The organism is Pseudomonas sp. OTU5201, from assembly GCF_038440135.1.
GTDB lineage: Bacteria > Pseudomonadota > Gammaproteobacteria > Pseudomonadales > Pseudomonadaceae > Metapseudomonas > Metapseudomonas resinovorans.
In genome coordinates this window covers 62381-84796 of record NZ_JASATC010000027.1, presented here as the reverse complement: position 1 = coordinate 84796, position 22416 = coordinate 62381, and the positions used below count along the sequence as shown (strand labels likewise).

Sequence of the window (22416 nt, the reverse complement as noted above, 5' to 3'; positions counted from 1 at the left end):
TCCTACGGGCAATGCAGCTGCCTACAACACCTAATGCAGGCATAGCCATTTCAATCGCCAAGCAGAATGAATTCGCCCCCACAGAACAAGCAATGGCCTAAGCGGGTTCAGGGTCTGTAACCCTGGGCCAGCAGCCAGCCTTGCACCAGGCGACGAGGCTGTTCCGGGAGGGTGGCCAGGGCCTGGGTCAGCTCACCCCGATGCAGGGCGGAAACGATGGGGGCGAGTTCGATGCCTTGCAGGTGCCAGATGCCCAGCGGCTGGTCCGCCGTTACAACCACGTCGGCGTCTTCGATCAGGTCGCCATGGATCACCGGTGCGCGCTCCACGCGCACCTGGCTGAAGTCCGTCGGCGCGTGCAGGGGCTCGGCGTCGGGCCAGGTACGGCGATCGCGCCAGAAGGCTGCGTCCAGCCAGCGTTGTTCCAGGGCGTAGAAGTCCCGCCCGGTGCGGGCGAAGCGCAGGAAGAGGTGTTCCACCCGGCGATGGTGGAAACGCCGGGCCAGTTCGGCGCATTCGGGGCGTTGAATCAGGGTGTTGATCACCGCCGGGGCCTGCAGGGCCGACGACAGCGACTGGAAGATGCCGTTGCCGGACAGCGGGTCCACCGCCATCGCGGCATCCCCTACCCGTAGCCAGTTGGGGCCACTCGCCTCGTGGAAGAGAATCGCCGTGCTGCTGCGGGCGTGCAGGCTGGCCGGCTGTAGTGCCTGGGCGCCAAACAGCTCGCGCACCAGCGCGGACTCGCTGCGGCGGTGGGCACAGTAGTCGGGAAGTTGCTCCTTGGGCGGCAGATCGCGGGCATCCAGGGTGATCTGCCAGTAGCAGCGGCCGTCCGTCAGACGCGCCATCCAGGCCCAGCCATCGGGCAGGCTTTCCACCGCCGAGGCCGGTTGATCGGGGACGTCCTGCCACTGGTTGAGCAGGCTCAAGGTTTCCGGTCCGCGCAGGCGACCACCGGCCAGCGGCGCCTGGCGGCCACGGGCTTCGACGAGGAAGTCTGCGCGCAGGGGTTCGCCGGGTTCGATATGGATCAGATGGCCGTTACCCGTGCCTTCCACTTTCAGCACGCGCGACTCCAGCACCTCGATGCCGACAGCGCGCAGGTCTTCGCGGATGGCAGCATCGAACTGAGGGCGATCCAGCAGGCATTCCTGATTGATCGACTGGCCATCGCCGTTCCACTGCACCCGCCGCGGCGAGGGAGCGGCGGCGCAGGCCAGCGCACGATCAAGACCGGCTTGCCGCAACCCATCGAGTACCCGTTGGGACACCCCTTCCACCGCCGCAAAACGGCGCCATTCGCTGACCACCCGCACGGAGTAGCCCAGCCGACGCAGTCCGAGGGCCACCGCCGCGCCAGCTGGGCCGGCACCGAGCACGACGATCTCAGTCATGGCCACGGCGCTCCCGTCCGGTAAAGGCCGCCCCCTCGCGTAGCCACTGGAGCACATCCTCGCGACCGGCGCCGGGACGGGCTTGCAGGAAGCCGGCGATGATGCCGGAGAGGGCCGCGCAACCGACGCTGGAACCGGCCACGCCATTGGCCGCCGCCACAGGGGCGCCGAAGTCGGCTTGCGGGCTGTTCAGCCAGGACCATTGCCCCGGCGCGCAGCGTGCGTCGCCGGTCACGCGGATCACGCCCGGATAGGCCGCCGGGTACACCGGCTCGCCCTGGGCCGGGCTGGAGGCGCAGAGCAGGATGCCAGCGGTGTGGGCCAGCACGCAGGCCTCACGCAGTACCGGGCGGTCGTGGCGCAGACCAAGGCTCATGTTCACCAGGGCGACGTTCTGCTCGATCAACCAGTGAAGGGCAGCGGCTATCTGCAGCGGGCTGGTCTGCCAGCGCTCCACAAACACTTGGGCCACGCAGAGGCGCATCGGCGCAGCCTGACGAGTCAGGGTGTCCAGCACCACGCTGCCGTGGCCAAGGGCATCCGGCTGGGTGTCGCCATCGAGCAACTCATTGCCTTCCAGCCAGAAGCGTCGGGACAGGGTGACGCGGCTCCCCTGCTCCCGCGCGAAACCGCTGTCGATGATGCCGACGGCAAGTTCATTTGCCATGGCTTACCTGCTCGGATTCCAGGCTGTGCAACTGGCCGTGTTCCAGGCGGAAGGCGATGTCGGCCTGCGCCAGGGTGGATGGCCTGTGGCTAATAAGGATGCGCGTGCGCCCGGCGAAAAGCTGGTCGATGGCGGCGATCACTTCGCGCTCGGTGGCTTCGTCCACCGCCGACGTGGCTTCGTCCAGCACCAGGATCAGCGGGTCCTGTAGCAACGCACGGGCAATGGCGATGCGTTGTTTCTGGCCGCCGGAAAGTTGCTGGCCGCGCTCGCCCAACTGGCTGTCCAGGCCGTGCGGCAGGGAGTCGATCAGGCTGTCCAGACGGGCCAGGCGCGCCACCTGTTCCAGGGCCTCGCGGCTGGCGTCGGGGGCGCTGTAGCCGAGGTTTTCGGCCAGGGTGCCACGGAACAGGACGATGTCCTGGCTGACCACGGCGATGCGCCGGCGCAGGGCAAAGAGGTCAAGCTCGCGCAGGTCGACGCCGTCCAGCAGGACGCGCCCCTGGTCCGGGTCGTAGAAGCGTTGCAGCAGGTCGATCAGGGTGGATTTGCCGACGCCCGAGGCGCCGCTGATGGCGACCTTGAGGCCAGCGGGAATGCAGGCGTCTACGTCGCACAGCACGGCACCGGCACGTTGCTCGTGGGCAAAATGAACGCCCTCCAGGCGCAATTCTCCCCTGCCCTCTGGCATGGGTTTGGGCGCTTCGGGCTGGCGCACGGGCACCGGCTCCTGTTGCAGTTCCATCACCCGGCCGAGGCTCACGGTCATCCGTTGCAGTGCAACGTAGAGGCCCAACAGGCTCTGCACCGGCCCCACGGCCATGCCAAGGTAGGTGGAGAAGGCGATCAGCGCGCCCAACTGCCAGGTGCCCTGGATCACCCAATAGCCGCCGATGAGGAAGGCACAGGCGCGGGACAGCGAGGTCAGGGTGCCGGGCACGGCATGGGTGAAGAACTCGGTGATTTGCACGCGCAGCAACTGGCTCATATAGCCCTGCCCGAGCCTTTCCAGGCGGCCCGATTCGCGTTTCTGCTGACCGGCGGCCTGGATGAACTTCATCGCCGGCAGGGTTTCCACCAGAAACGACGACACGTCCGCGGAGCGCTCGCGCAGGCTGCGCACCTCGCGCTCGACCTTACGCCGCATCCAGCGCAGCCAGAGCACTTCGATGGGGATCAGCAGCGCCAGCAGCAATGACAGTTGCCAGGACAGCAGCAGCATCAGGGTCACCGCACCGATCAGGCCGATGACGCTGGAAACCGCCGAGAAGAGCGAATCCACGGCGAAACGCTGGATCTCCGCCACGTCACCATCCAGCCGGGACAGGATGTCGCCGATGCGCTTGCGCCCGTAGAAGGCGGGCGAGAGTTGCTGCAGGTGGCGATAGAGGTCATCACGCAGGGCGAAGAGGATGCGCCCCGAGAGCCGAGTGTGCAGGTAACGGTTGATGCCGGACAGCACGGTGCCGAGGATGCCGACGGCGATCATCGCCACCGCCACCTGCACCAGCAGGCCGAAGTCCTTGGCGAGCAGACCGTCGTCGATCAGGGTCTTGGTCAGCCAGGGTTGGGCCAGCACCAACAGGGAGGCGCCGAGGGACAGGCCCAACAGCACGAGGATGGCACGCAGTTGCGGGCGGACGAAGCCATAGAGCCAGGCCAGGGCGCGGCGCAGCAGGTCGGGGTCGCTGGTTTCCACCAGTTTGAGGAGGAGACGGGTCATGGAATCACTGCCAGGGAGAACCGGAGCACTGTAGGGGCGAATTCATTTGCCAAGCAGGCCGCAGGTCTGCCCCATGGGTGTCTGGGGCAACTGCGTTGCCCTTGGCGAATGAATTCGCCCCTACAAGAGCCTCTCATCCCCTGAGCTGCTTGAGCTTGCGATACAGGGTCGCGCGGCTGATGCCGAGGGCGTCGGCGGCGGCCGAAACGTTGCCCTGGTGGCGGTCCAGCGCGCCGCGGATCAGCTCCAGCTCGTTCTCGCGGATGCTGCCGGGCTGGCGGCAACTGGCGGTCAGTTCGTCCAGCAGGCTGTCGGTGAGGTGATCCAGCCCCAGCACTTTCTCGCCCGCCTCACGCATGGCCAGCGCCGAGCGCAGGACCATTTCCAGCTGGCGGATGTTGCCCGGCCAGTCGTAACCGGACAGCAGCTCGGTGAGGTCCTTGTCGAGGCTTACGTTGGACGCGCCGAACTTGTGCAGCACGCCGTTGATCATCCCGACCAGGTCATCGCGCTCGCGCAGGGCCGGCAGGCGCAGGCTGACGCCATTGATGCGGTAGTAGAGGTCTTCGCGGAAGTGCTTTTCCTGCACCAGGCGCTTGAGGTCTCGGTGGGTGGCGCAGATCACGGCGACGTCGATGTCCTGTTCTTCGCCAGCACCGAGCGGCGCCACCTTGCGCTCCTGCAGCACCCGCAGCAGGCGCGCCTGCAAGCTCAGCGGCATGTCGCCGATTTCGTCGAGGAACAGGGTGCCGCCGTGGGCCTGCATCAGCCGTCCGACCATGCCGCCGCGACGCGAACCGGTGAAGGCGCCTTCGCGATAGCCGAAGAGTTCGGACTCGATCAGGCCCTCCGGGATGGCGGCGCAGTTCACCGCCACGAAGGGTTTGTCGGCACGCGGGCTGGACTGGTGCAACGCGCGGGCTACCACTTCCTTGCCGGTGCCGGTCTCGCCCAGCAACAACACTGGCAGCTCGTTGGCCAGGCCCTGGCGCGCCATGCGCAGGGCGCGGGCGAAGCGGCTGTCGCGTCCGGCCAGTTCATCAAGTAGCAAGGCTTTCTGCGAGGCCGGCGCCTTGGCAGCGGGTGCAGGGCCACCAAGGCTGGTGTGGCGCGGCACCTGAAGGGCGCGAAAGAAGAACTCGCCCTTGGCGGTCTGCACGCTGCTCACCCCGCCCTGCAACAGACGAGCGATGAATTGCGGCGAGCGTTCACCGATCAGGTCGCTCGAACGGCGGCCCACCAGCGCTTCGCGGCGTATCTGCAACAGGTCGCAGGCACGCTCGTTGGCCGCGAGTACTTCGCCGTCCAGGCTGACGGCCAGCAGGCCGTGCCAGGCGCTACCCAGGTATTGCGGGCGGCTATGGAAGGCCAGCACCAGATGATCCGGGAAGCAGAGGCCGAACATGCGGCTCTCGATGTTGCCGGCGGCCAGCATCAGGGTGGCGAGGTTGTCCTGGGGCTGGGCCATGACCCCTTCGCGGGTCAGGTCGATCACGCCGACCACCCGGCCCTGGGGGTCGCGCAGGGGCACCGAGGTGCAGGAGAACGGGCTGAGGCGATCCAGGTAGTGCTCGCCGCAGTTGATCAGGGTCGGGCGCCCTTCCACTACTGCGGTGCCGATGGCGTTGGTGCCGCGCAGGGACTCGCTCCAGCAGCTGCCAGGGCGCAGGTCGCGCAGGCCGAAGCTCTTGAGGAATTCGGTCTGGCCTTCGATAGCCAGGACGTTGGCCTGGGCATCGCCGAGGATGATCAGCCCGCCCTTGCCCTGCTGGCTGACCAGGTACTCCAGTTCCGGCGTGGCGGCATCGATCAGCAGGCGGTTGCTGTCGAGCAGCATTTGCAGGTCGTGCCTCTGCTCCACCTGCTCACCTTCCAGGCAATTGAGGCCGTGCCCGAGACTGCGCCGCCACGAGGCATCGATCTCGTCGCGCAGCACGCCCTGGGGCAGTTCGCCTTCGCTGGCCAGTTTCAAACGAGCCTGCCGCGACTCGTGCATGGGATCGGCAGCGGTTTTTATTCGAATGTCTTGCGCCATCTCTCGCTCCAGCGTGCGCCCCGGCATGGACCGGCGGTGAAGTCGCACGCCTTGAATGTCTACACCCCCGGCCCACGTCCGTAAAGAGCGGGCCAACTCCCCTGCAGGCAGCAAGTATCAGGCCATTCCGGCCGTCGCCTGCTGCTGCGCAGCGTAGTTGACAGTCAGGTTGGCACAGGTTTACGTTAACGTAAAGGTAAACATCGCCACGAGTCCCGACCATGCCCACCACCTACAGCATTTCCGACCTGGCCCGCGAACTAGACGTCACCACCCGTGCCATCCGCTTCTATGAGGAGCAAGGCATGCTCAGCCCCGAGCGCCGTGGCCAGGAACGCATTTACAGCCCGAAGGACCTGGTGGCGCTCAAGCTCATCCTGCGGGGCAAGCGCATCGGTTTCTCGCTGGCCGAATGCAAGGAACTGATCGACCTCTACGACCCCAGCAGCGGCAACCGCAAGCAGCTGCAGACCTTCATGGACAAGATCGCCGCGCGCCGCGCGCAGCTTGAGCAGCAGTTGCTGGATATCCAGCAGATGCAATTGGAATTGGATACGGCCGAGGAACGCTGCCTGGCGGCCATGGCCGAAACCGAACGCAAACAGGGCGTCAACGCCTGACCCCTCCCCACTCACCGACAATGACAAGCACAGGTGTAACGATGAGCTATCCCACCCTCAACTTCGGTCTCGGCGAGACCATCGACATGCTGCGCGATTCCGTCCATCAGTTCGCCCAAGCCGAACTGGCCCCGCGTGCCGCGCAGATCGACCGTGATAATGAGTTCCCCATGGACATGTGGCGCAAGTTCGGCGACATGGGCCTGCTCGGCATGACCGTGGAAGAGGAATACGGCGGCACCAACATGGGCTACCTGGCACACGTGGTGGCGATGGAAGAAATCAGCCGCGCATCCGCCTCGGTCGGCCTGTCCTACGGTGCCCACTCCAACCTGTGCCTCAACCAGATCCGCAAGAACGGCACCCACGAGCAAAAGCTCAAGTATCTGCCCAAGCTGTGCTCCGGCGAGCATGTCGGCGCGCTGGCCATGAGCGAGCCCAACGCCGGCTCGGACGTGGTGTCGATGAAGCTGCGCGCCGAGAAGAAAGGCGACCGCTACGTGCTCAACGGCAACAAGATGTGGATCACCAACGGCCCGGACGCCAACACCTACGTGATCTACGCCAAGACCGACGTCAACGCCGGTTCTCGCGGCATGACCGCCTTCATCGTCGAGCGCGACTACAAGGGCTTCTCCCGCCACCAGAAGCTGGACAAGCTGGGGATGCGCGGCTCCAACACCTGCGAGCTGGTGTTCGAAGATGTCGAGGTGCCGGAAGAAAACATCCTCGGTGCGGAAGGCCGTGGCGTGGCCGTACTGATGAGCGGTCTGGACTACGAGCGTACCGTGCTCTCCGGCGGCCCGACCGGGATCATGAGCGCCTGCATGGACGTGGTGCTGCCCTATGTGCACGAGCGCCAGCAGTTCAAGCAGTCCATCGGCGAGTTCCAATTGGTGCAGGGCAAGCTGGCCGACATGTACGCCGGCATGAACGCCTCCAAGTCCTATTTGTACACCGTGGCCAAGGCCTGCGACCGCGGCGAGGAATCGCGCAAGGATGCCGCCGCGGTGATCCTCTACACCGCCGAAATGGCCACCAAGATGGCCCTGGACACCATCCAGTTGCTCGGCGGCAACGGCTACACCAATGAGTACCCGGCGGGCCGGCTGCTGCGCGACGCCAAGCTCTACGAGATCGGCGCCGGTACCAGCGAAATCCGCCGCATGCTGATTGGCCGCGAGCTGTACAACGAAACTCGCTGATCGCCACACCGAGCCCCTGTAGGAGCGAGCTTGCTCGCGAACAAGCCTTCGCCAGCAAGCTGGCTCCTACAGGAAAGCGCCGGCACAGACACCCGACGGAGCGCGCCAGATGGCCATCCTGCACACCCAGATCAACACCCGTTCCCCGGACTTCGCCCGCAACAGCGCGGCGATGCTCGAACAGGTCGGCGCCCTGCACAGCCTGCTCGGCCGCATCCATGAAGGCGGCGGCGCCAAGGCCCAGGAACGCCACACCTCGCGCGGCAAGCTACTGCCCCGCGAGCGCATCAATCGCCTGCTGGACCCCGGTTCGCCCTTCCTGGAAATCGGCCAGCTCGCCGCCCATGAGGTCTATGGCGAAGACGTACCGGCCGCTGGCGTGGTGGCCGGCATCGGCCGCGTGGAAGGCGTGGAATGCATGATCGTGGCCAACGACGCCACGGTGAAAGGCGGCTCCTACTACCCGCTGACCGTGAAGAAGCACCTGCGCGCCCAGACCATCGCCCAGCAGAACCGCCTGCCCTGCATCTACCTGGTGGACTCCGGTGGCGCCAACCTGCCGCGCCAGGAAGAGGTGTTCCCGGACCGTGAGCACTTTGGCCGCATCTTTTTCAACCAGGCCAACATGAGTGCCATGGGCATCCCGCAGATCGCCGTGGTCATGGGCTCCTGCACCGCCGGCGGCGCCTACGTGCCGGCAATGAGCGACGAAACCATCATGGTGCGCAACCAGGCCACCATCTTCCTCGCCGGTCCGCCGCTGGTGAAAGCCGCCACGGGTGAAGTGGTGACCGCCGAAGAACTGGGCGGCGCCGACGTGCACTGCAAGGTATCCGGCGTGGCCGACCACTACGCCGAGAGCGACGAGCACGCCCTGGCCCTGGCCCGCCGCAGCATCGCCAACCTCAACTGGCGCAAGGCTGGCGAGCTGAACCTGCGCACGCCCCTGGCCCCGCGCTATGCCAGCGATGAGCTGTACGGGGTGATCCCGGCCGATGCCAAGCAGCCCTTCGACGTGCGCGAAGTCATCGCCCGCCTGGTGGACGACTCCGAGTTCGATGAATTCAAGGCGCTGTTCGGGGCCACCCTGGTGTGCGGCTTCGCCCACCTGCACGGCTACCCCATCGCCATTCTCGCCAATAACGGCATCCTCTTCGCCGAAGCCGCGCAGAAAGGCGCGCACTTCATCGAATTGGCTTGCCAGCGTGGCATCCCCTTGCTGTTCCTGCAGAACATCACCGGCTTCATGGTCGGCAAGAAGTACGAAGAAGGCGGCATCGCCAAGCACGGCGCCAAGCTGGTGACCGCCGTGGCCTGCGCCAAGGTGCCGAAATTCACCGTGATCATCGGCGGCAGCTTCGGTGCCGGTAACTACGGCATGTGCGGCCGCGCCTACGACCCACGCTTCCTGTGGATGTGGCCCAACGCGCGCATCGGTGTGATGGGCGCCGAGCAGGCCGCCGGCGTGCTCACCCAGGTCAAGCGCGAACAGAGCGAGCGTGCCGGCCACAGCCTGAGCGCCGAAGACGAAGCCCGCATCAAGCAGCCGATCCTCGAGCAATACGAGCGCCAGGCGCATGCGTATTACTCCAGCGCGCGACTGTGGGACGACGGTGTGATCGATCCGGCGCAGACCCGCGACGTGCTCGGCCTCGCCCTCTCGGCCAGCCTCAACGCCCCGATCGAGCGAACCACCTTCGGCGTGTTCCGCATGTAAACCCTGCTCGCGACCGGTGGAGCCATCGTAGGAGCCAGCTTGCTGGCGAACCCGGGTACCACCGCTGATCGCGAGCAAGCTCGCTCCTACAGGAGAGCAGGATGACCGACTTCAACACGCTGCAACTGGACATCGCCGACAACGGCGTCGCCACCCTCTGGCTGAACCGTCCGGACAAGAACAATGCCTTCAACGCCGGGATGATCCGCGAGCTGATCCTCGCCCTGGATGCCGTCAAGGACCACGGCAAGGTGCGCTTCCTGGTCCTGCGCGGCCGTGGCCGGCACTTCTCCGCTGGCGCGGATCTGGCCTGGATGCAGGAGTCCGCACAGCTCGACTATGCCGCCAACCTCGACGATGCCCGCGAGCTGGCCGAGCTGATGTACAACCTCTACCACCTCAAGGTGCCAACCCTCGCGGTGGTGCAGGGCGCGGCCTTCGGTGGCGCGCTGGGCCTGATCAGTTGCTGCGACATGGCCATCGGCGCCGTGGACGCGCAGTTCTGCCTGTCGGAAGTGCGCATTGGTCTGGCCCCAGCGGTGATCAGCCCCTTCGTCGTCCAGGCCATCGGTGAGCGTGCCGCGCGCCGCTACGCCCTGACCGCCGAACGCTTCAGCGGTGAACGCGCCCGTGAATTGGGCCTGCTCGCCGAGTGCTATCCAACCGAGGAGCTGGACCAGGCGGTGCAAGCCTGGACGACCAACCTGCTGCAGAACAGCCCGCAGGGCATGAGCGCCACCAAGGACCTGCTGCGCGAAGTCGGCAGCGGAGACCTCAGCCCCAACCTGCGCCGCTACACCGAAAGCGCCATCGCCCGCATCCGCGTGAGCCCCGAAGGCCAGGAGGGCCTGCGCGCCTTCCTGGAGAAACGCAAACCGTCCTGGCAGGAGCAATAACAATGATCACGACCCTGCTGATCGCCAACCGCGGTGAAATCGCCTGCCGCGTCATGCGCACTGCCAAGGCGCTGGGTATCCGCACCGTGGCCGTGCACAGCGCCATCGACCGCAACGCCCGCCATGTGCGCGAGGCCGACATGGCGGTGGACCTGGGCGGCGCCAAGCCGGCCGAGAGCTACCTGCTGGTGGACAAGCTGATCGCCGCCGCCAAAGCCAGCGGCGCCCAGGCCATCCACCCCGGCTACGGCTTCCTCTCGGAGAACGCCGGCTTCGCCCGCGCCATCGCCGAGGCCGGACTGATCTTCCTCGGTCCGCCGGCCACCGCCATCGACGCCATGGGCAGCAAGTCCGCCGCCAAGGCGCTGATGGAAGCGGCCGGCGTGCCACTGGTGCCTGGCTACCACGGCGAGGCCCAGGACCTGGAAACCTTCCGCACCGCAGCCGAGCGCATTGGCTACCCAGTGCTGCTGAAAGCCGCCGCCGGTGGCGGTGGCAAGGGCATGAAGGTCGTGGAGCGTGAAAGCGAGCTGGCCGAAGCCCTGGCCTCCGCCCAGCGCGAAGCGCAGTCTGCCTTCGGCGACTCGCGCATGCTGGTGGAGAAGTACGTCCTCAAACCGCGCCATGTGGAGATCCAGGTATTCGCCGACAGCCATGGCAACTGCCTGTACCTGAATGAGCGCGATTGCTCCATCCAGCGCCGTCACCAGAAAGTCGTGGAAGAAGCGCCCGCCCCCGGCCTCTCACCGGAAATCCGCAAGGCCATGGGTGAGTCCGCTGTGCGTGCTGCCCAGGCCATCGGCTACGTGGGCGCCGGCACCGTGGAATTCCTGCTGGATGAGCGCGGCGACTTCTTCTTCATGGAGATGAACACCCGCCTGCAAGTGGAGCACCCGGTTACCGAAGCCATCACCGGCCTGGACCTGGTGGCCTGGCAGATTCGCGTGGCCCGTGGCGAAGCGCTGCCCATCACCCAGGAGCAGGTGCCGCTGATCGGCCACGCCATCGAAGTGCGCCTTTACGCCGAAGACCCGGACCAAGACTTCCTGCCCGCCAGCGGCCGCCTCGCCCTCTACCGCGAAGCCAGCGCCGGCCCGGGCCGCCGCGTGGACAGCGGTGTGGCTGAAGGCGACGAGGTATCGCCCTTCTACGACCCCATGCTGGCCAAGCTGATTGCCTGGGGCGAGAACCGCGAAGAAGCCCGTCAACGCCTCCTGGCCATGCTCGACGAAACCGCCGTGGGCGGCTTCAAGACCAACCTGGCGTTCCTGCGCCGCGTGCTGGCCCACCCGGCCTTCGCCGCTGCCGAGCTGGACACCGGTTTCATTGCCCGTCATCAGGAGCAGCTGCTCCCCGCCCCGGCCGCCCTGCCCCCGCTCTTCTGGCAGGTGGCTGGCGAAACCTTCCGCCAGAGCGAAATCGAGCGCGTGCGCGGCGACGACCCGCACTCGCCCTGGAGCCGCAACAGCGGCTGGCGTGCCGGCCTGCCGAGCGCGACCGACCTGCACCTGAGCTGTGGCGACGAGCGCCAGGTGGTCCGCCTGCGCGGCACCGCCGTCAGCCCGATCCAGCTCAAGAGCGAACACGTCACCTTGGAGCAGGATGGCCTGCGCCGCCAGCACCTGGCGATCCGCCGGGGCGAAACCCTCTACCTGGAGTGGGATGGCGAGCTGCGCAGCGTCGGCCGCGTCGACCCGATCGAGGAAGTCGAAGCCAGCCACGCCCATCACGGCGGGCTGACGGCGCCGATGAACGGCAGTATCGTGCGCGTCCTGGTGGAGGCCGGTCAGAAAGTCGAAGCCGGCACCGCCCTGGTGGTGCTCGAAGCCATGAAGATGGAACACAGCATCCGCGCGCCCCACAATGGCGTGGTCAAGGCGCTGTATTGCAACGAGGGCGAACTGGTCAACGAAGGCACCGCCCTGGTCGAGCTGGAAGAGGCCTGACCCGGTAAGACCGTAGGATGGGTAAAGTCCGCGAAACCCATCCTACGAGCTGCCCAACACCCGAATCGAGAGATGACGCAATGACTATTCCCAGCAAGGTCCGTCTGGTCGAAGTCGGCCCGCGCGATGGCCTGCAGAACGAGAAACAACCCATCAGCGTCGCCGACAAGGTGCGCCTGGTGGACGACCTCACCGCCGCTGGCCTCGGCTATGTGGAGGTGGGCAGTTTCGTTTCGCCCAAGTGGGTGCCGCAGATGGCAGGCTCCGCCGAAGTCTTCGCGCAGATCCAGCGCAAGGCCGGCGTGACCTACGCCGCCCTGGCGCCGAACCTCAAGGGCTTCGAAGCCGCCGTGGAGGCCGGGGTGAAGGAAGTGGCGGTGTTCGCTGCCGCGTCCGAGTCCTTTTCGCAGAAGAACATCAACTGCTCCATCGCCGAGAGCCTGGAGCGTTTCGTGCCGGTGATGGACGCGGCCAAGGCCCACGGCATCAGCGTGCGTGGCTATGTGTCCTGCGTGCTGGGCTGCCCCTATGACGGCGAGGTGCCCGCCGAGCAAGTGGCCAGCGTTGCCGCCGAGCTCTACGCCATGGGCTGCTACGAAGTCTCCCTGGGCGACACCATCGGCACCGGCACCGCCGGCGCCACCCGCCACTTGTTCAATGTGGTGGGCACCCGTGTACCGCGTGACCGCCTCGCCGGCCACTTCCACGACACCTACGGCCAGGCCGTGGCGAACATCCATGCCAGCCTGCTGGAAGGCATCACCGTGTTCGACAGCTCGGTCGCCGGCCTCGGCGGCTGCCCCTACGCCAAGGGTGCCACCGGCAACGTCGCCACCGAGGACGTGCTCTACCTGCTCAACGGCATGGGCATCGAGACCGGTATCGATATGAACAAGCTGGTGGACGCCGGGCAACGCATCTGCGCGGTGCTGGGCAAGGAGAACGGGTCGAGGGTGGCGCGTGCCATTCTCGCTCGGGCAGGCTGAGGCATCCTCCACTCCCAGCCCTCTCAGAATGGGGAAGGGCTGGACGTGAGGGAATCCACCGCGCCTCACAACGTCCATCGCCAATGAGCTCGTCCAGCAGAAGCACGCACGCGTTCGGCCGCTTTGTATCCTCCCCGATACAAACCCGACATGCCCTCGATGCCCACCTGCCCCAGTCTTGCCCGCTAATGGCCGCAACGCCTCGCGGGCGGCAGCATCCCTTCTTGAGTTCCTGGGCCGGCAAACGTCCGCCCTCCCCCTCGGCACGAGCTTCACCATGCAATCGACTTCCGCTTCGGACACGCCCTTTACCCGGAACCGCTGGAGCGTCCGCACCCTGATCGTGGACGATGACGCGCCCATCCGTGAGCTGCTCTGCGGCTATCTGCCACGCTTCAATATCGAGGCGGTGGGCGTGGACGATGGCCAGGCCATGCGCCTGGCTCTGGCCGAAGAGCGCTTCGACGTGGTGATGCTGGACTTGATGCTGCCCGGCGAGGATGGCCTGTCCCTGTGCCGCTGGCTGCGCGCGAAGTCGGATATCCCGATCCTGATGCTCGCCGCCCGCTGTGAGCCGGCGGACCGCATCATCGCCCTGGGACTGGGTGCCGATGACTACCTGGCCAAACCCTTCGAGCCACGCGAAATGGTGGCACGCATCCAGACCATCCTGCGCCGGGTGCGCGACGACCGCGACACGCCACACGCCGACAGCCGCAGCAGCAGTTCGGCCAAACCGACGAGGCGGCGAGCAGCACCGAAGACCAGGGGTACGAGCGCCTGGTGGCGGCCTTGCTCAAGCGGTACGAAACAGGAGCCGGCTACAGCAGCCGCCGCGTGGGAAGCCAGTTGAGCCTGTCAGCCTGAAGGTGCCGGCCACCTCCGGGGTGGCCGGCTCACCCATTGGCTATGCCTGCGTTAAGTCTTGCTAGAGCGTCCTGAGACTGGTTGCTTGCCGAGTTCTGCGGATGTTTCTGGTTTCGCCTTTCCAGGCGAGTTATCCCTTTGGGCAGTTTCGCGCAAAACCCCAACAGCCTCCGCAATTCCCCAAGAGAGGCGCGAGCCTTCCTGAGAGAAAGTGAAATCGTCCGAAGCGATCTGCTTCGAATCTCAGTAACCAAGCCTTCTCACTGGAGAGATGACATGACTGATTTCACATCTACCCCAAATGAAGTAGCCGGTAAGGTCGTCCTGGTAACCGGCGCCGCCAGCGGTATCGGTAAAGCGATAGCCGAGGTACTGCACGCCCGCGGCGCGAAGATCATCGCCGAAGATATCGACCCGAGCGTCGAGTCACTGGCCCGTCCCGGGCTGGTCCCTTTCATTGCCGATATCACCAAAGACGGCTCAGCGGAGCAGGCTGTTGCGTTGGCGGTAAAGGAGTTCGGCAGGCTGGATATCCTGGTCAACAACGCCGGCCGCATCATCTACAAACCGGTGGTAGAGCTGACTCGCGAGGAGTGGAACTGGCAGATGGAGACCAACGTCACCGGCGCTTTCCTGCATTCGCGTGAAGCGGTGAAGGCGATGACGAAGCAGAAGGCGGGCGCGATCGTGAATATCGCCTCCTACGCCTCCTACTTCGCCTTCCCCGACATCGCCGCCTACACCGCGTCCAAGGGCGCTTTAGCCCAGTTGACCCGTACGCTTGCCCTGGAAGTCATCGAGCATGGCATTCGGGTCAATGCCATCGGCGTCGGCAACGTGGTCACCAACCTCCTCAACCACTTCATGGAGGATGGCCCCAGCTTCCTGGCGGAACATGGCAAGTCGGCTCCGATCGGTCGCGCAGCCTCTCCCGAGGAAATTGCCGAGATTGTTGCGTTCCTCGCCTCCGATCGCGCCAGCTTCATGGTCGGTTCGGTGGTGATGGCCGACGGCGGGATGAGTGTTCGAGTGGGCTGATCCACTCGGTTTGAGGGGGTACAGAAAGTCGCTGTATCCCCTCCCCAGTAGCGACACGGGACCCAGTAAGGAGATGGCCATGCCCGCGTAGAAGAAATCCGATTACCCATTTATCGAGACCAGGCGCCACCTTGAAACGGGCCCCATTGTGCTGGTGACTTCCGCCTACAAAGGCGAGAGGAACATCATGACCATGGGGTGGCACATGATGATGCAGTTTTCCCCTGCGTTGTTCGGCTGCTACATCTGGACCGGCAACCACAGCTACGACCTCATTCGGCACAGCCAGGAGTGCGGCATCAATATCCGGGCACTAACGCTGCGCCCGATACTGGCTAGGTGACAGTCCCACTTGACGGCGGAACACCTGGGAGAAGTGACTGGGGCTGGAATAGCCTACTTCCATGCCAATGTCGATGATGCTCATCCCCGTTTCCATCAGCAGCTGACGTGCCTTGGCCATCCGCATGCTAATGAAGTACTGGGAGGGCGAATGGCCCGTGGCTTTCTTGAACAACCGGCTGAAGTGGTATTCGCTCATACCTGCCTCCAGCGCCAGGTCGCCAAGGCTGAACTCCAGATGGAGCCCCTTCTCCATCAAGCCCAAGACGCGCTTGAGCTTGAAGGCTGGCAGGGCATTACGCCGAGCGAGGTTCTCGGCGGAGGCATCCAGGTAGTTCCTTGCCAGGTGCACGGCCAGACATTGGGCGATGCCAGCGATGAACAAACCACTGACCTCATGGTGACTGGTCAGCTCAATTCGAAACTGCTCGAGGAGCTGAGAGAGCGCTGCGTCCTGTCCGCCTGAGATTTCTTTCAAGCTAACCGCCGCTGCGCCATGCACCTCCTGCATCGCGCGTTCAAGCAACGAGATGCCGAGATATATGTGCATCACCTCGAACGGCTCATGGCCGCTGACCTTCCAGCGCATTTCGTAGGGCACGGCAGAGGTTGTGAGAAAGAAGTCGCCGTTGGAAACTTCGGTGCGCGCCCATTCGCCGCCAAGCTCCCGCTCTTCCACAATGGCATGCCCAGAGAGGATCCAGACGACCAGAGGTTCAGCTACCGCGGGAACTATGAATGTCTCCTCAACCCGCCTGCGGTTGAAGATCTGAACCAGGACGTCCCTGGAGGCACTGTCTGCGGATGCAGCCAGTCGCTCGCCCTGGATATAGGCCTCCAGTCCTTCCGCAGACGTGCGATCCGTACTGCTCACTTCGCGCTCCTCACTTCCAATCACGTCAATGCTTCTCGACGACACTGTCCACTGCCTGGACCAGCGCCTTCAGGAGCCGAACCAACCTCTCCAGCCCTATCTCCCTTGACGAGATGCGCCGACGGCACCCTATTGTTCACTGACTTCGACTGATGGACGCATCTCCACATTTTTCAATCCAACGGCTGAGCTGCACCATGGCCTTGTCGGGCGTGACGTTCGCCCAACACCAACCGAGTGTCACGTCGATGTCGAGATAGTCTAGAAATTGCATTCATATCTCATTCTGGATACCGGCCTACCAGCGTTATCACAAGGACTAGAAGAGATTCTGGTAAAAGGCTCGGATGACCTTTTCAGTCCCCCTTCGGCCACAGGAGAGTGCAGAGCTATGAATGTTGAGTGCGCAGCAGAGGACATCATCCGCCGTCATGAGGAGCTGGCCGCCCTGATACAACGGCACGCCTCGACCCACGGCACGCACGAAACCACAATCAGCTCACTGCATCTTGTTCGCAGTGACTCCCCCACCGACCTGATCCACACCGTGCACAAGCCCGGACTCTGCGTAGTCGCACAAGGCAGGAAAGAGATACAGCTGCACAATGAGCGCTACATCTACGACCCACTGAACTACCTGGTCGTCTCGGTAACCCTGCCGCTGGCCGGCAAGGTGATCGAAGCCAGTCCACGGAAGCCGTACCTCTGCGTCAGGCTGGACATAGACCCACTCGAGATTGCGCAACTGATTACCGATGTCAGCCCGATTGGAGTGCCAAGTCCGCCAAAACCTGGGCTCTACCTGGAGCGCATCGACGTGCCGATACTCGATGCGCTGCTCCGGTTGGTCCGCCTGTTGGATACGCCTCGGGACGTCGCGCCGCTAGCGCCTCTGGCCATACGCGAAATTTTCTACCGCCTGCTGCACGGCGGCCAGGGCCAACGCCTCTACGAAGTCACCTTCACCGATAGCCAGACTCACAGAATCACCCGGGCTATCGACTGGCTGAACAAGCACTACACAGACACACTGCGCATCGAGGACCTCGCCAAGCGAGTGAATCTCAGCGCCTCCACCCTGCATCAGCGTTTCAAGGCCGTCACGGCCATGAGCCCGCTGCAATATCAGAAACAGCTGCGCCTTCAGGAGGCCAGGCGGCTCATCATCAGTGAAGGATTCGACGTCTCGTCAGCCTGCTTTCAGGTCGGCTATGAGAGCCCCTCGCAGTTCAGCCGCGAGTACAGCAGGTTGTTTGGAGTGGCGCCGTCGAGGGATTCATTGAGCCCGCGCAGTATTGCCTGAATGCCTGCGATGGACACGGGCTGGCCAGCAGGGACTGTCTCCTGGCCGCTCAACAACCGACTACCTCTCGCGATACAAGACCATGCCGGCGTGATAGAGGACATCGTCGCGGAACTCACCGTCAGCGGTGAAGCCGGTATCGTCCACGTACTCGATGTGGTCGCCCTCCAGCCAGTAGCGCCCTTGGTAAGCGCTTTTCTTGATGCCGCGGGCTTCGTCATAGCGGCCGCCGACCAGTAGCTCATGACGAATACGGCCATCTGCGGTAACCCACATGCCGACATACTTGTTCTGATCACCTGAAGGACGTGCCATTTCATCGCTCCTCTGTGCGAGTTGAGTAGGGGATTGCCCGGCTCCAGCCTGTGAGAGCGGCAACAGCAGAGCAATGGTCAAGCTCCAAGACAACAACCAAAGCGCTGGGCTGGCCCGAAGGCCAGCGTCGAACTCAGTACTCAATTGCGCGCCCCGTCAGAACGGGCTCGCCGTGGGCCGCACAATCAGCTCGCTCACATCCACCTCCGCAGGCTGTTCGACGGCGTAGGCAATCGCTCGCGCAACGGCGTCGGCCGGAATGGCGATCTTGCGAAACTCCATCATCTCGGCGCGACCACCCTCGTCCGAGATACTTTCGGCCAGTTCAGACTCGGTAACGCCAGGCGCGATGACGGTGACCCGGATGTCCCCGCCGACCTCCTGGCGAAGGCCTTCGGAAATGGCTCGCACGGCGTACTTCGTGGCGCAGTAAACGGCCGCAGTCGGACTCACCGCATAGGCACCAATAGAGGCGATGTTGATGATCTGTCCCGCCCGTTGGCGTTGCATCAGCGGTAATGTCGCGGCGATACCGTGCAGCACACCACGAATGTTCACATCGATCATGCGGTCCCACTCATCCACCTTGAGCGCCTCAAGCTTGGAAAGCGGCATCACACCAGCGTTGTTCACCAGCACATCGACCCGATCGAACTGGGCAACGGCATAGTCGATGAAGTCCTGGACGTCCTTGCGGTCTGTGACGTCCAGAGCGCGAAACTTCGCGATGCCGCCAGCGGCGCTGATATCGCGAGCGATCATTTCCAGGCGGTCGGTGCGCCGAGCGCCGAGCACCACTTTCGCGCCATGGCTCGCCAGCAGTCGCGCGGTAGCCTCACCGATACCGCTGCTTGCGCCGGTGATTGCGATGACTTTTCCTTGGATGTTCAACATGGTCGGTTTCCTCTTCTGTTCGCCCAGTGAGCGGGCCTGGAAACAAGGTTAAGGACGGGCAACTAGCGCCCGTTAGTCGATTCCTCCGGAGTATTTGCCCATTTCTGCGGCGACTCCGTTGTGCTGACTCTTAGCTCACCAGTTCATAGGGCACCTGTTCCCGCGCAGCCTTCAGGGCTCTCGCCCACCAGTTCAGCTGCACCAACATCCGAGCCATTGGAAGCCTGGCTTGATCGGGCTGACGCATCACCCCGGACTCATCGATCAGCGCCCAGGGATTGGGGAAGGACACGAAGTTGCAGATGGGGACCGCGTGCTGCCCGGCCAGGACCTGGCGGAGCTGATCGATCGCGTGCATTCCACCCGACTCTCCGCCGTAACCGATGAACGCCACAGGCCTTGCGTGCCAACGAACCGGAACCTGGTCGATGAACGCTTTCAGCTCGGCGGGATACCCATTGCTCTGCTCCGAGGTGACGATCAGGAAGGCATCAGCCCTTGCAAGATGGCGAAGACTTTCGTGTCGCTGTACGTGTTCAGCCGGGTCAGGACTGATAACGAGGTCAGCGGCCTCGATGACGCAGAACTCGAACTCAGCACGTTGCGCTAGAACCTCAGAAGCCCATTTCACCAGCGTAGGACTGAGGCCTTCTTCATCCTTACCGCCGTAGATCAGGACTAACTTGATCTTGCTGTTCATCTCATCCTCCAGACTCGGCATTTCCATCGGTGGCACGTCTATTGCCCAGTTTCGAGCTGTGGTGCAGGCTATGGAAAACAGAGTAAGAGCGCCGTCACGGCGGATATAGCCGGCCCCGGGGCATACAACTTGTGACGTGAATTCATATGAGACGGTTGGATATAAACTGCTTCGCCGAAATGAGCGTGTTCGTCAGGGTCGTCGAAGACGGCGGCTACACCGCAGCTGCCAAGAGTTGTGCCATGACTCCCTCGGCAGTCAGCAAACTGATTTCGCGGCTGGAAAACCGGCTGGGTGCTCGCTTGCTCAATCGCTCGACGCGGCGGCAGTTGCTCACGCCTGAAGGGACAGCATTCTATGAGCGCAGCCTGACCATCCTGGCTGCACTCGATGAGGCCGAGCAGGAAGCAGCAGCCAGTTCCGCACCACAGGGGACGGTAAGGGTGAATTGCAACGTCGATATCGGGCGCTTGTATCTGCTGCCCCTGTTGAACGAGTTCCTGCGAGACTACCCTGGGGTGTCGGTGGAAGTTTTCCTCAGCGACGAAGTCGTCGATCTGATTGGCGTGCGGGCAGACGTGGCCATCCGCAGCGGCCCACTCAAAAGCTCCAATCTCGTGGCCAGGTGCCTGGGCGAGACGCGAGGCCTTATCGTCGCATCACCGGCCTACCTGGCAGCCCAGGGCACCCCGAAGGTTCCGACCGATCTCGTGGGACACAACTGCTTGGGGTTCACGTTCAGCCAACCCGCCATGGAGTGGAGCCTCAAGGGGGCTGACGGCCAACTCACCTCCATTTCCGTGACCGGCAACATCCGGGTAAGTGACGGCAATGGCGTAAGGGATCTGGCAATTCTTGGGCTTGGCCTTGCCCGCGTCGGGTTTTGCCAGGTCGAGCAGGACCTGGACGATGGCCGCCTTGTCTCGGTTCTGGAAGATTTCATGCCCACGGATAAGATCGAAGTTCATGCCGTTTACGTAGGGCAAGGTGGACGGCTGCCCACTCGTGTCAGAGCGTTCATGGATTTTCTCGCGGCGAACCTCAAGATCAATTAACCAAGCGGACTTAACCGAGCATACAAAGCTCGCTTCCAACCCAAGTTCTCCTCACGCATCGTTGAATCGCCCCTGATAGTGTGGGCAATCGGTGACCGCTTCTGGCCGATTCGGTTGAAAAACACCCGCTGCATTTTCTGCCGGTGAACGTGAGCAGCTGACGTTGAAATCCGAGCCAATGCCTGCCACCGAACTGCTCTAGATTTCGCGTTGCAGTGCCGCCGTCAGGTGCTTTTTCGGCTTTGCGCCAGCAAACCGCGACGGCACCGCCTTTTTCAATAGAATCGGCCGAATGCGGTCGTTCACAAGCAGCAGCTGAGGATCGGACGCGCCGCTTCGCCGGACAACGATCCAAGGCGGGCCCTCGCTCATCAAGACGCGCAGTTGATGGCACGGCATCGGAAGACAATAACTGCGGTCCCCTTTATCGCGCGGGCCATTCCGGGTAGGACAGTTTCTTCTCCGAAGCCATGGGACAACTGGGTTACCCCTGCCGAGTAAACATCCTGGTTCGTAGAACGTGCACTTGCTAATGACCCCCTGTAAGGGAGCATCGCGGATGCATCCGGGCACCTATGGACAATCCGGTTTCATCCTGTAAATCAGGCATTTCGATCATCACAGGCAGAGCCGATGACTCATGACCACGCCCTAAGGACGTGGTTGCCCAAGCTCAAATGCCCCTCAGGATGGCGGATCCTCCTGCACCTTGGTCTCCGGCGGAACCACCACCTGTGGCTGCGCATCGCCGATCCAGTCCGAGATCAGGCTATAGGCCACCGCCAGCAGGGTGGGACCGAGGAACAGCCCCATGAAGCCGAAAGCGAGAATGCCGCCGAACACCCCGAGCAGTACCACCACCAGCGGAAGATTACCGCCTCGGCTGATGAGGTAGGGCTTCAGCACGTTGTCCACGCCGCTGATAACGAACATGCCCCAGATACCGAGGAATATGGCGTAACCATAATCGCCCTGCCAGGCCAGCCAGGCGGTGACCGGCCCCCACACCAGCGGTGGCCCCATGGGGATAAGGCTGAGGGCGAAGGTGACCATACCCAGCACCAGGGCACCGGGAACGCCGACAATCCAGAAGCCGATCAGCGCCAGCACGGCCTGGGCAGCCGCCGTACCGATCACGCCGTTGACCACCCGCTGAACAGTGCCGGCCACCAGCGCCAGGTAATGCTCGGCGCGCTCGCCAATCAACCGCTCCAGGCCACGTTCGACGAACAAGGCCATGCGCGGGCCATCGCGATAGAAGAAGAACACCAGCACCAGGCTCACTACCAGCTCGACAATACCGCCGCCGATCTGCGCGCTGCGCGCCAGCACCCAGTTGCCGGCCTGTCCCATATAAGGCTTGAGGCTGGCGAAGATGGCCGCGCCCTGGGCATCGATGGAATGCCAGACGCGCACCAGGCGATCACCCACCAGGGGAATCTCCGGCAGCCAGGCCGGCGACGGTGGCAACCCTTCCACTTGCACGTCCTTCACCAGTTCGGTGACGTCGCGCACATGCTCGGCCAGGTTGCCCAGCAGCCAGGCCAGGGGTAACGCCACCAGCACAATCCAGCCCGCCGTGAGCAGACCGGCGGCAGCAGTTTCGCGCCCCTTCATCAGGTTGCACAGCAGGCGCATCAGCGGCCAGCTGGCAAAGGCCAGCACGGCAGCCCAGAACAGCGCCGAGACAAAGGGCGCCAGCACCCAGAGGCAGGCGCCGAGTAAGGTCAGCAGGAGTATCTGTACCAATAAGCGATCGTTGTTCAACATCCCTGAATCACTCCGGCGAGCCGAATAAGAAAGGCCGTGCCTGCCAGAACGCATTGCGTGACCGGC

Annotated in this window: 20 protein-coding genes and 1 pseudogene; 11 read left to right on the top strand and 10 right to left on the bottom strand. The window is 63.9% G+C overall.

From position 1 onward, the window contains the following. Positions 1–107: 107 nt before the first annotated feature. The 4 genes from qhpG to AAHM40_RS17595 all read right to left on the bottom strand — a co-directional run bounded on the left by qhpG (position 108) and on the right by AAHM40_RS17595 (position 5822). Positions 108–1397 carry a flavin-dependent monooxygenase QhpG gene (qhpG, locus tag AAHM40_RS17610; protein ID WP_342245796.1) on the bottom strand — a complete coding sequence of 430 codons (1290 nt, stop codon included), beginning with the start codon at positions 1395–1397 and terminating at the stop codon, positions 108–110. Next, the gene (qhpE, locus tag AAHM40_RS17605) at positions 1390–2064 is read right to left on the bottom strand and encodes a subtilisin-like serine protease QhpE (protein WP_342245795.1); all 675 of its coding nucleotides are present in this window, start codon (positions 2062–2064) and stop codon (positions 1390–1392) included. Before qhpE ends, qhpG begins: the two co-directional genes overlap by 8 nt. Next, positions 2054–3787 carry an ABC transporter ATP-binding protein gene (locus AAHM40_RS17600; protein ID WP_342245794.1) on the bottom strand — a complete coding sequence of 578 codons (1734 nt, stop codon included), beginning with the start codon at positions 3785–3787 and terminating at the stop codon, positions 2054–2056. Before AAHM40_RS17600 ends, qhpE begins: the two co-directional genes overlap by 11 nt. Before the next feature lie 133 nt (positions 3788–3920). Further along, entirely contained in the window at positions 3921–5822 is a 1902-nt protein-coding gene (locus AAHM40_RS17595) for a sigma-54-dependent Fis family transcriptional regulator (RefSeq protein WP_342245793.1), read from the bottom strand. Between the two features lie 221 nt (positions 5823–6043). Here AAHM40_RS17595 and AAHM40_RS17590 point away from each other — a divergent pair, with 221 nt between their 5' ends. The 9 genes and pseudogenes from AAHM40_RS17590 to AAHM40_RS17550 all read left to right on the top strand — a co-directional run bounded on the left by AAHM40_RS17590 (position 6044) and on the right by AAHM40_RS17550 (position 15440). Continuing rightward, positions 6044–6442, top strand: coding sequence for a MerR family transcriptional regulator (locus AAHM40_RS17590; protein ID WP_028630063.1), 399 nt, complete (start codon positions 6044–6046; stop codon positions 6440–6442). Between the two features lie 41 nt (positions 6443–6483). Further along, positions 6484–7647 (top strand): isovaleryl-CoA dehydrogenase, encoded by a 1164-nt coding sequence (locus tag AAHM40_RS17585; RefSeq protein ID WP_342245792.1) that lies wholly within the window; start codon positions 6484–6486, stop codon positions 7645–7647. Positions 7648–7756: 109 nt separating this feature from the next. Next, positions 7757–9364 carry a carboxyl transferase domain-containing protein gene (locus AAHM40_RS17580; protein ID WP_342245791.1) on the top strand — a complete coding sequence of 536 codons (1608 nt, stop codon included), beginning with the start codon at positions 7757–7759 and terminating at the stop codon, positions 9362–9364. A 101-nt stretch (positions 9365–9465) separates the two neighbouring features. Next, positions 9466–10260 (top strand): gamma-carboxygeranoyl-CoA hydratase, encoded by a 795-nt coding sequence (locus tag AAHM40_RS17575; protein WP_342245790.1) that lies wholly within the window; start codon positions 9466–9468, stop codon positions 10258–10260. 2 nt (positions 10261–10262) lie between these two features. Continuing rightward, the gene (locus AAHM40_RS17570) at positions 10263–12206 is read left to right on the top strand and encodes an acetyl/propionyl/methylcrotonyl-CoA carboxylase subunit alpha (RefSeq protein WP_342245789.1); all 1944 of its coding nucleotides are present in this window, start codon (positions 10263–10265) and stop codon (positions 12204–12206) included. 80 nt (positions 12207–12286) lie between these two features. Further along, positions 12287–13192: a hydroxymethylglutaryl-CoA lyase gene (locus AAHM40_RS17565; RefSeq protein ID WP_342245788.1), complete on the top strand. Its 906-nt coding sequence runs from the start codon at positions 12287–12289 to the stop codon at positions 13190–13192. Between the two features lie 277 nt (positions 13193–13469). Further along, positions 13470–13910 (top strand): annotated as a pseudogene (locus AAHM40_RS17560) (response regulator); the annotation flags it as partial. Between the two features lie 425 nt (positions 13911–14335). Next, entirely contained in the window at positions 14336–15097 is a 762-nt protein-coding gene (locus AAHM40_RS17555; protein ID WP_342245787.1) for an SDR family NAD(P)-dependent oxidoreductase, read from the top strand. 148 nt (positions 15098–15245) lie between these two features. After that, positions 15246–15440, top strand: a complete 195-nt coding sequence (locus AAHM40_RS17550) for a flavin reductase (protein ID WP_342245786.1) — start codon at positions 15246–15248, stop codon at positions 15438–15440. On the opposite strand, the gene AAHM40_RS17545 is transcribed toward AAHM40_RS17550, so the two are convergent. Continuing rightward, entirely contained in the window at positions 15411–16313 is a 903-nt protein-coding gene (locus AAHM40_RS17545; protein ID WP_342245785.1) for a helix-turn-helix domain-containing protein, read from the bottom strand. The genes AAHM40_RS17550 and AAHM40_RS17545 overlap by 30 nt on opposite strands. Positions 16314–16449: 136 nt before the next feature. Continuing rightward, positions 16450–16587: a hypothetical protein gene (locus tag AAHM40_RS17540; RefSeq protein WP_342245784.1), complete on the bottom strand. Its 138-nt coding sequence runs from the start codon at positions 16585–16587 to the stop codon at positions 16450–16452. 117 nt (positions 16588–16704) lie between these two features. Here AAHM40_RS17540 and AAHM40_RS17535 point away from each other — a divergent pair, with 117 nt between their 5' ends. Next, the gene (locus tag AAHM40_RS17535) at positions 16705–17616 is read left to right on the top strand and encodes an AraC family transcriptional regulator (RefSeq protein WP_342245783.1); all 912 of its coding nucleotides are present in this window, start codon (positions 16705–16707) and stop codon (positions 17614–17616) included. Between the two features lie 60 nt (positions 17617–17676). On the opposite strand, the gene AAHM40_RS17530 is transcribed toward AAHM40_RS17535, so the two are convergent. The 3 genes from AAHM40_RS17530 to AAHM40_RS17520 form a co-directional block, all read right to left on the bottom strand. Further along, complete coding sequence (locus tag AAHM40_RS17530; protein ID WP_342245782.1) at positions 17677–17931, bottom strand: Atu4866 domain-containing protein; 255 nt, start codon at positions 17929–17931, stop codon at positions 17677–17679. A gap of 156 nt (positions 17932–18087) precedes the next feature. Next, positions 18088–18825 (bottom strand): SDR family oxidoreductase, encoded by a 738-nt coding sequence (locus AAHM40_RS17525; RefSeq protein ID WP_342245781.1) that lies wholly within the window; start codon positions 18823–18825, stop codon positions 18088–18090. A 130-nt stretch (positions 18826–18955) separates the two neighbouring features. After that, the gene (locus tag AAHM40_RS17520; RefSeq protein WP_342245780.1) at positions 18956–19525 is read right to left on the bottom strand and encodes an NADPH-dependent FMN reductase; all 570 of its coding nucleotides are present in this window, start codon (positions 19523–19525) and stop codon (positions 18956–18958) included. Positions 19526–19671: 146 nt separating this feature from the next. On the opposite strand from AAHM40_RS17520, the gene AAHM40_RS17515 reads away from it, so the two are divergent. Next, on the top strand, positions 19672–20580 hold the full coding sequence (locus AAHM40_RS17515; RefSeq protein WP_342245779.1) for a LysR family transcriptional regulator: 909 nt from the start codon (positions 19672–19674) through the stop codon (positions 20578–20580). Between the two features lie 684 nt (positions 20581–21264). Here the strand turns inward: AAHM40_RS17515 and AAHM40_RS17510 are convergent. Continuing rightward, positions 21265–22350 (bottom strand): AI-2E family transporter, encoded by a 1086-nt coding sequence (locus AAHM40_RS17510; protein ID WP_342245778.1) that lies wholly within the window; start codon positions 22348–22350, stop codon positions 21265–21267. Positions 22351–22416 lie beyond the last annotated feature (66 nt).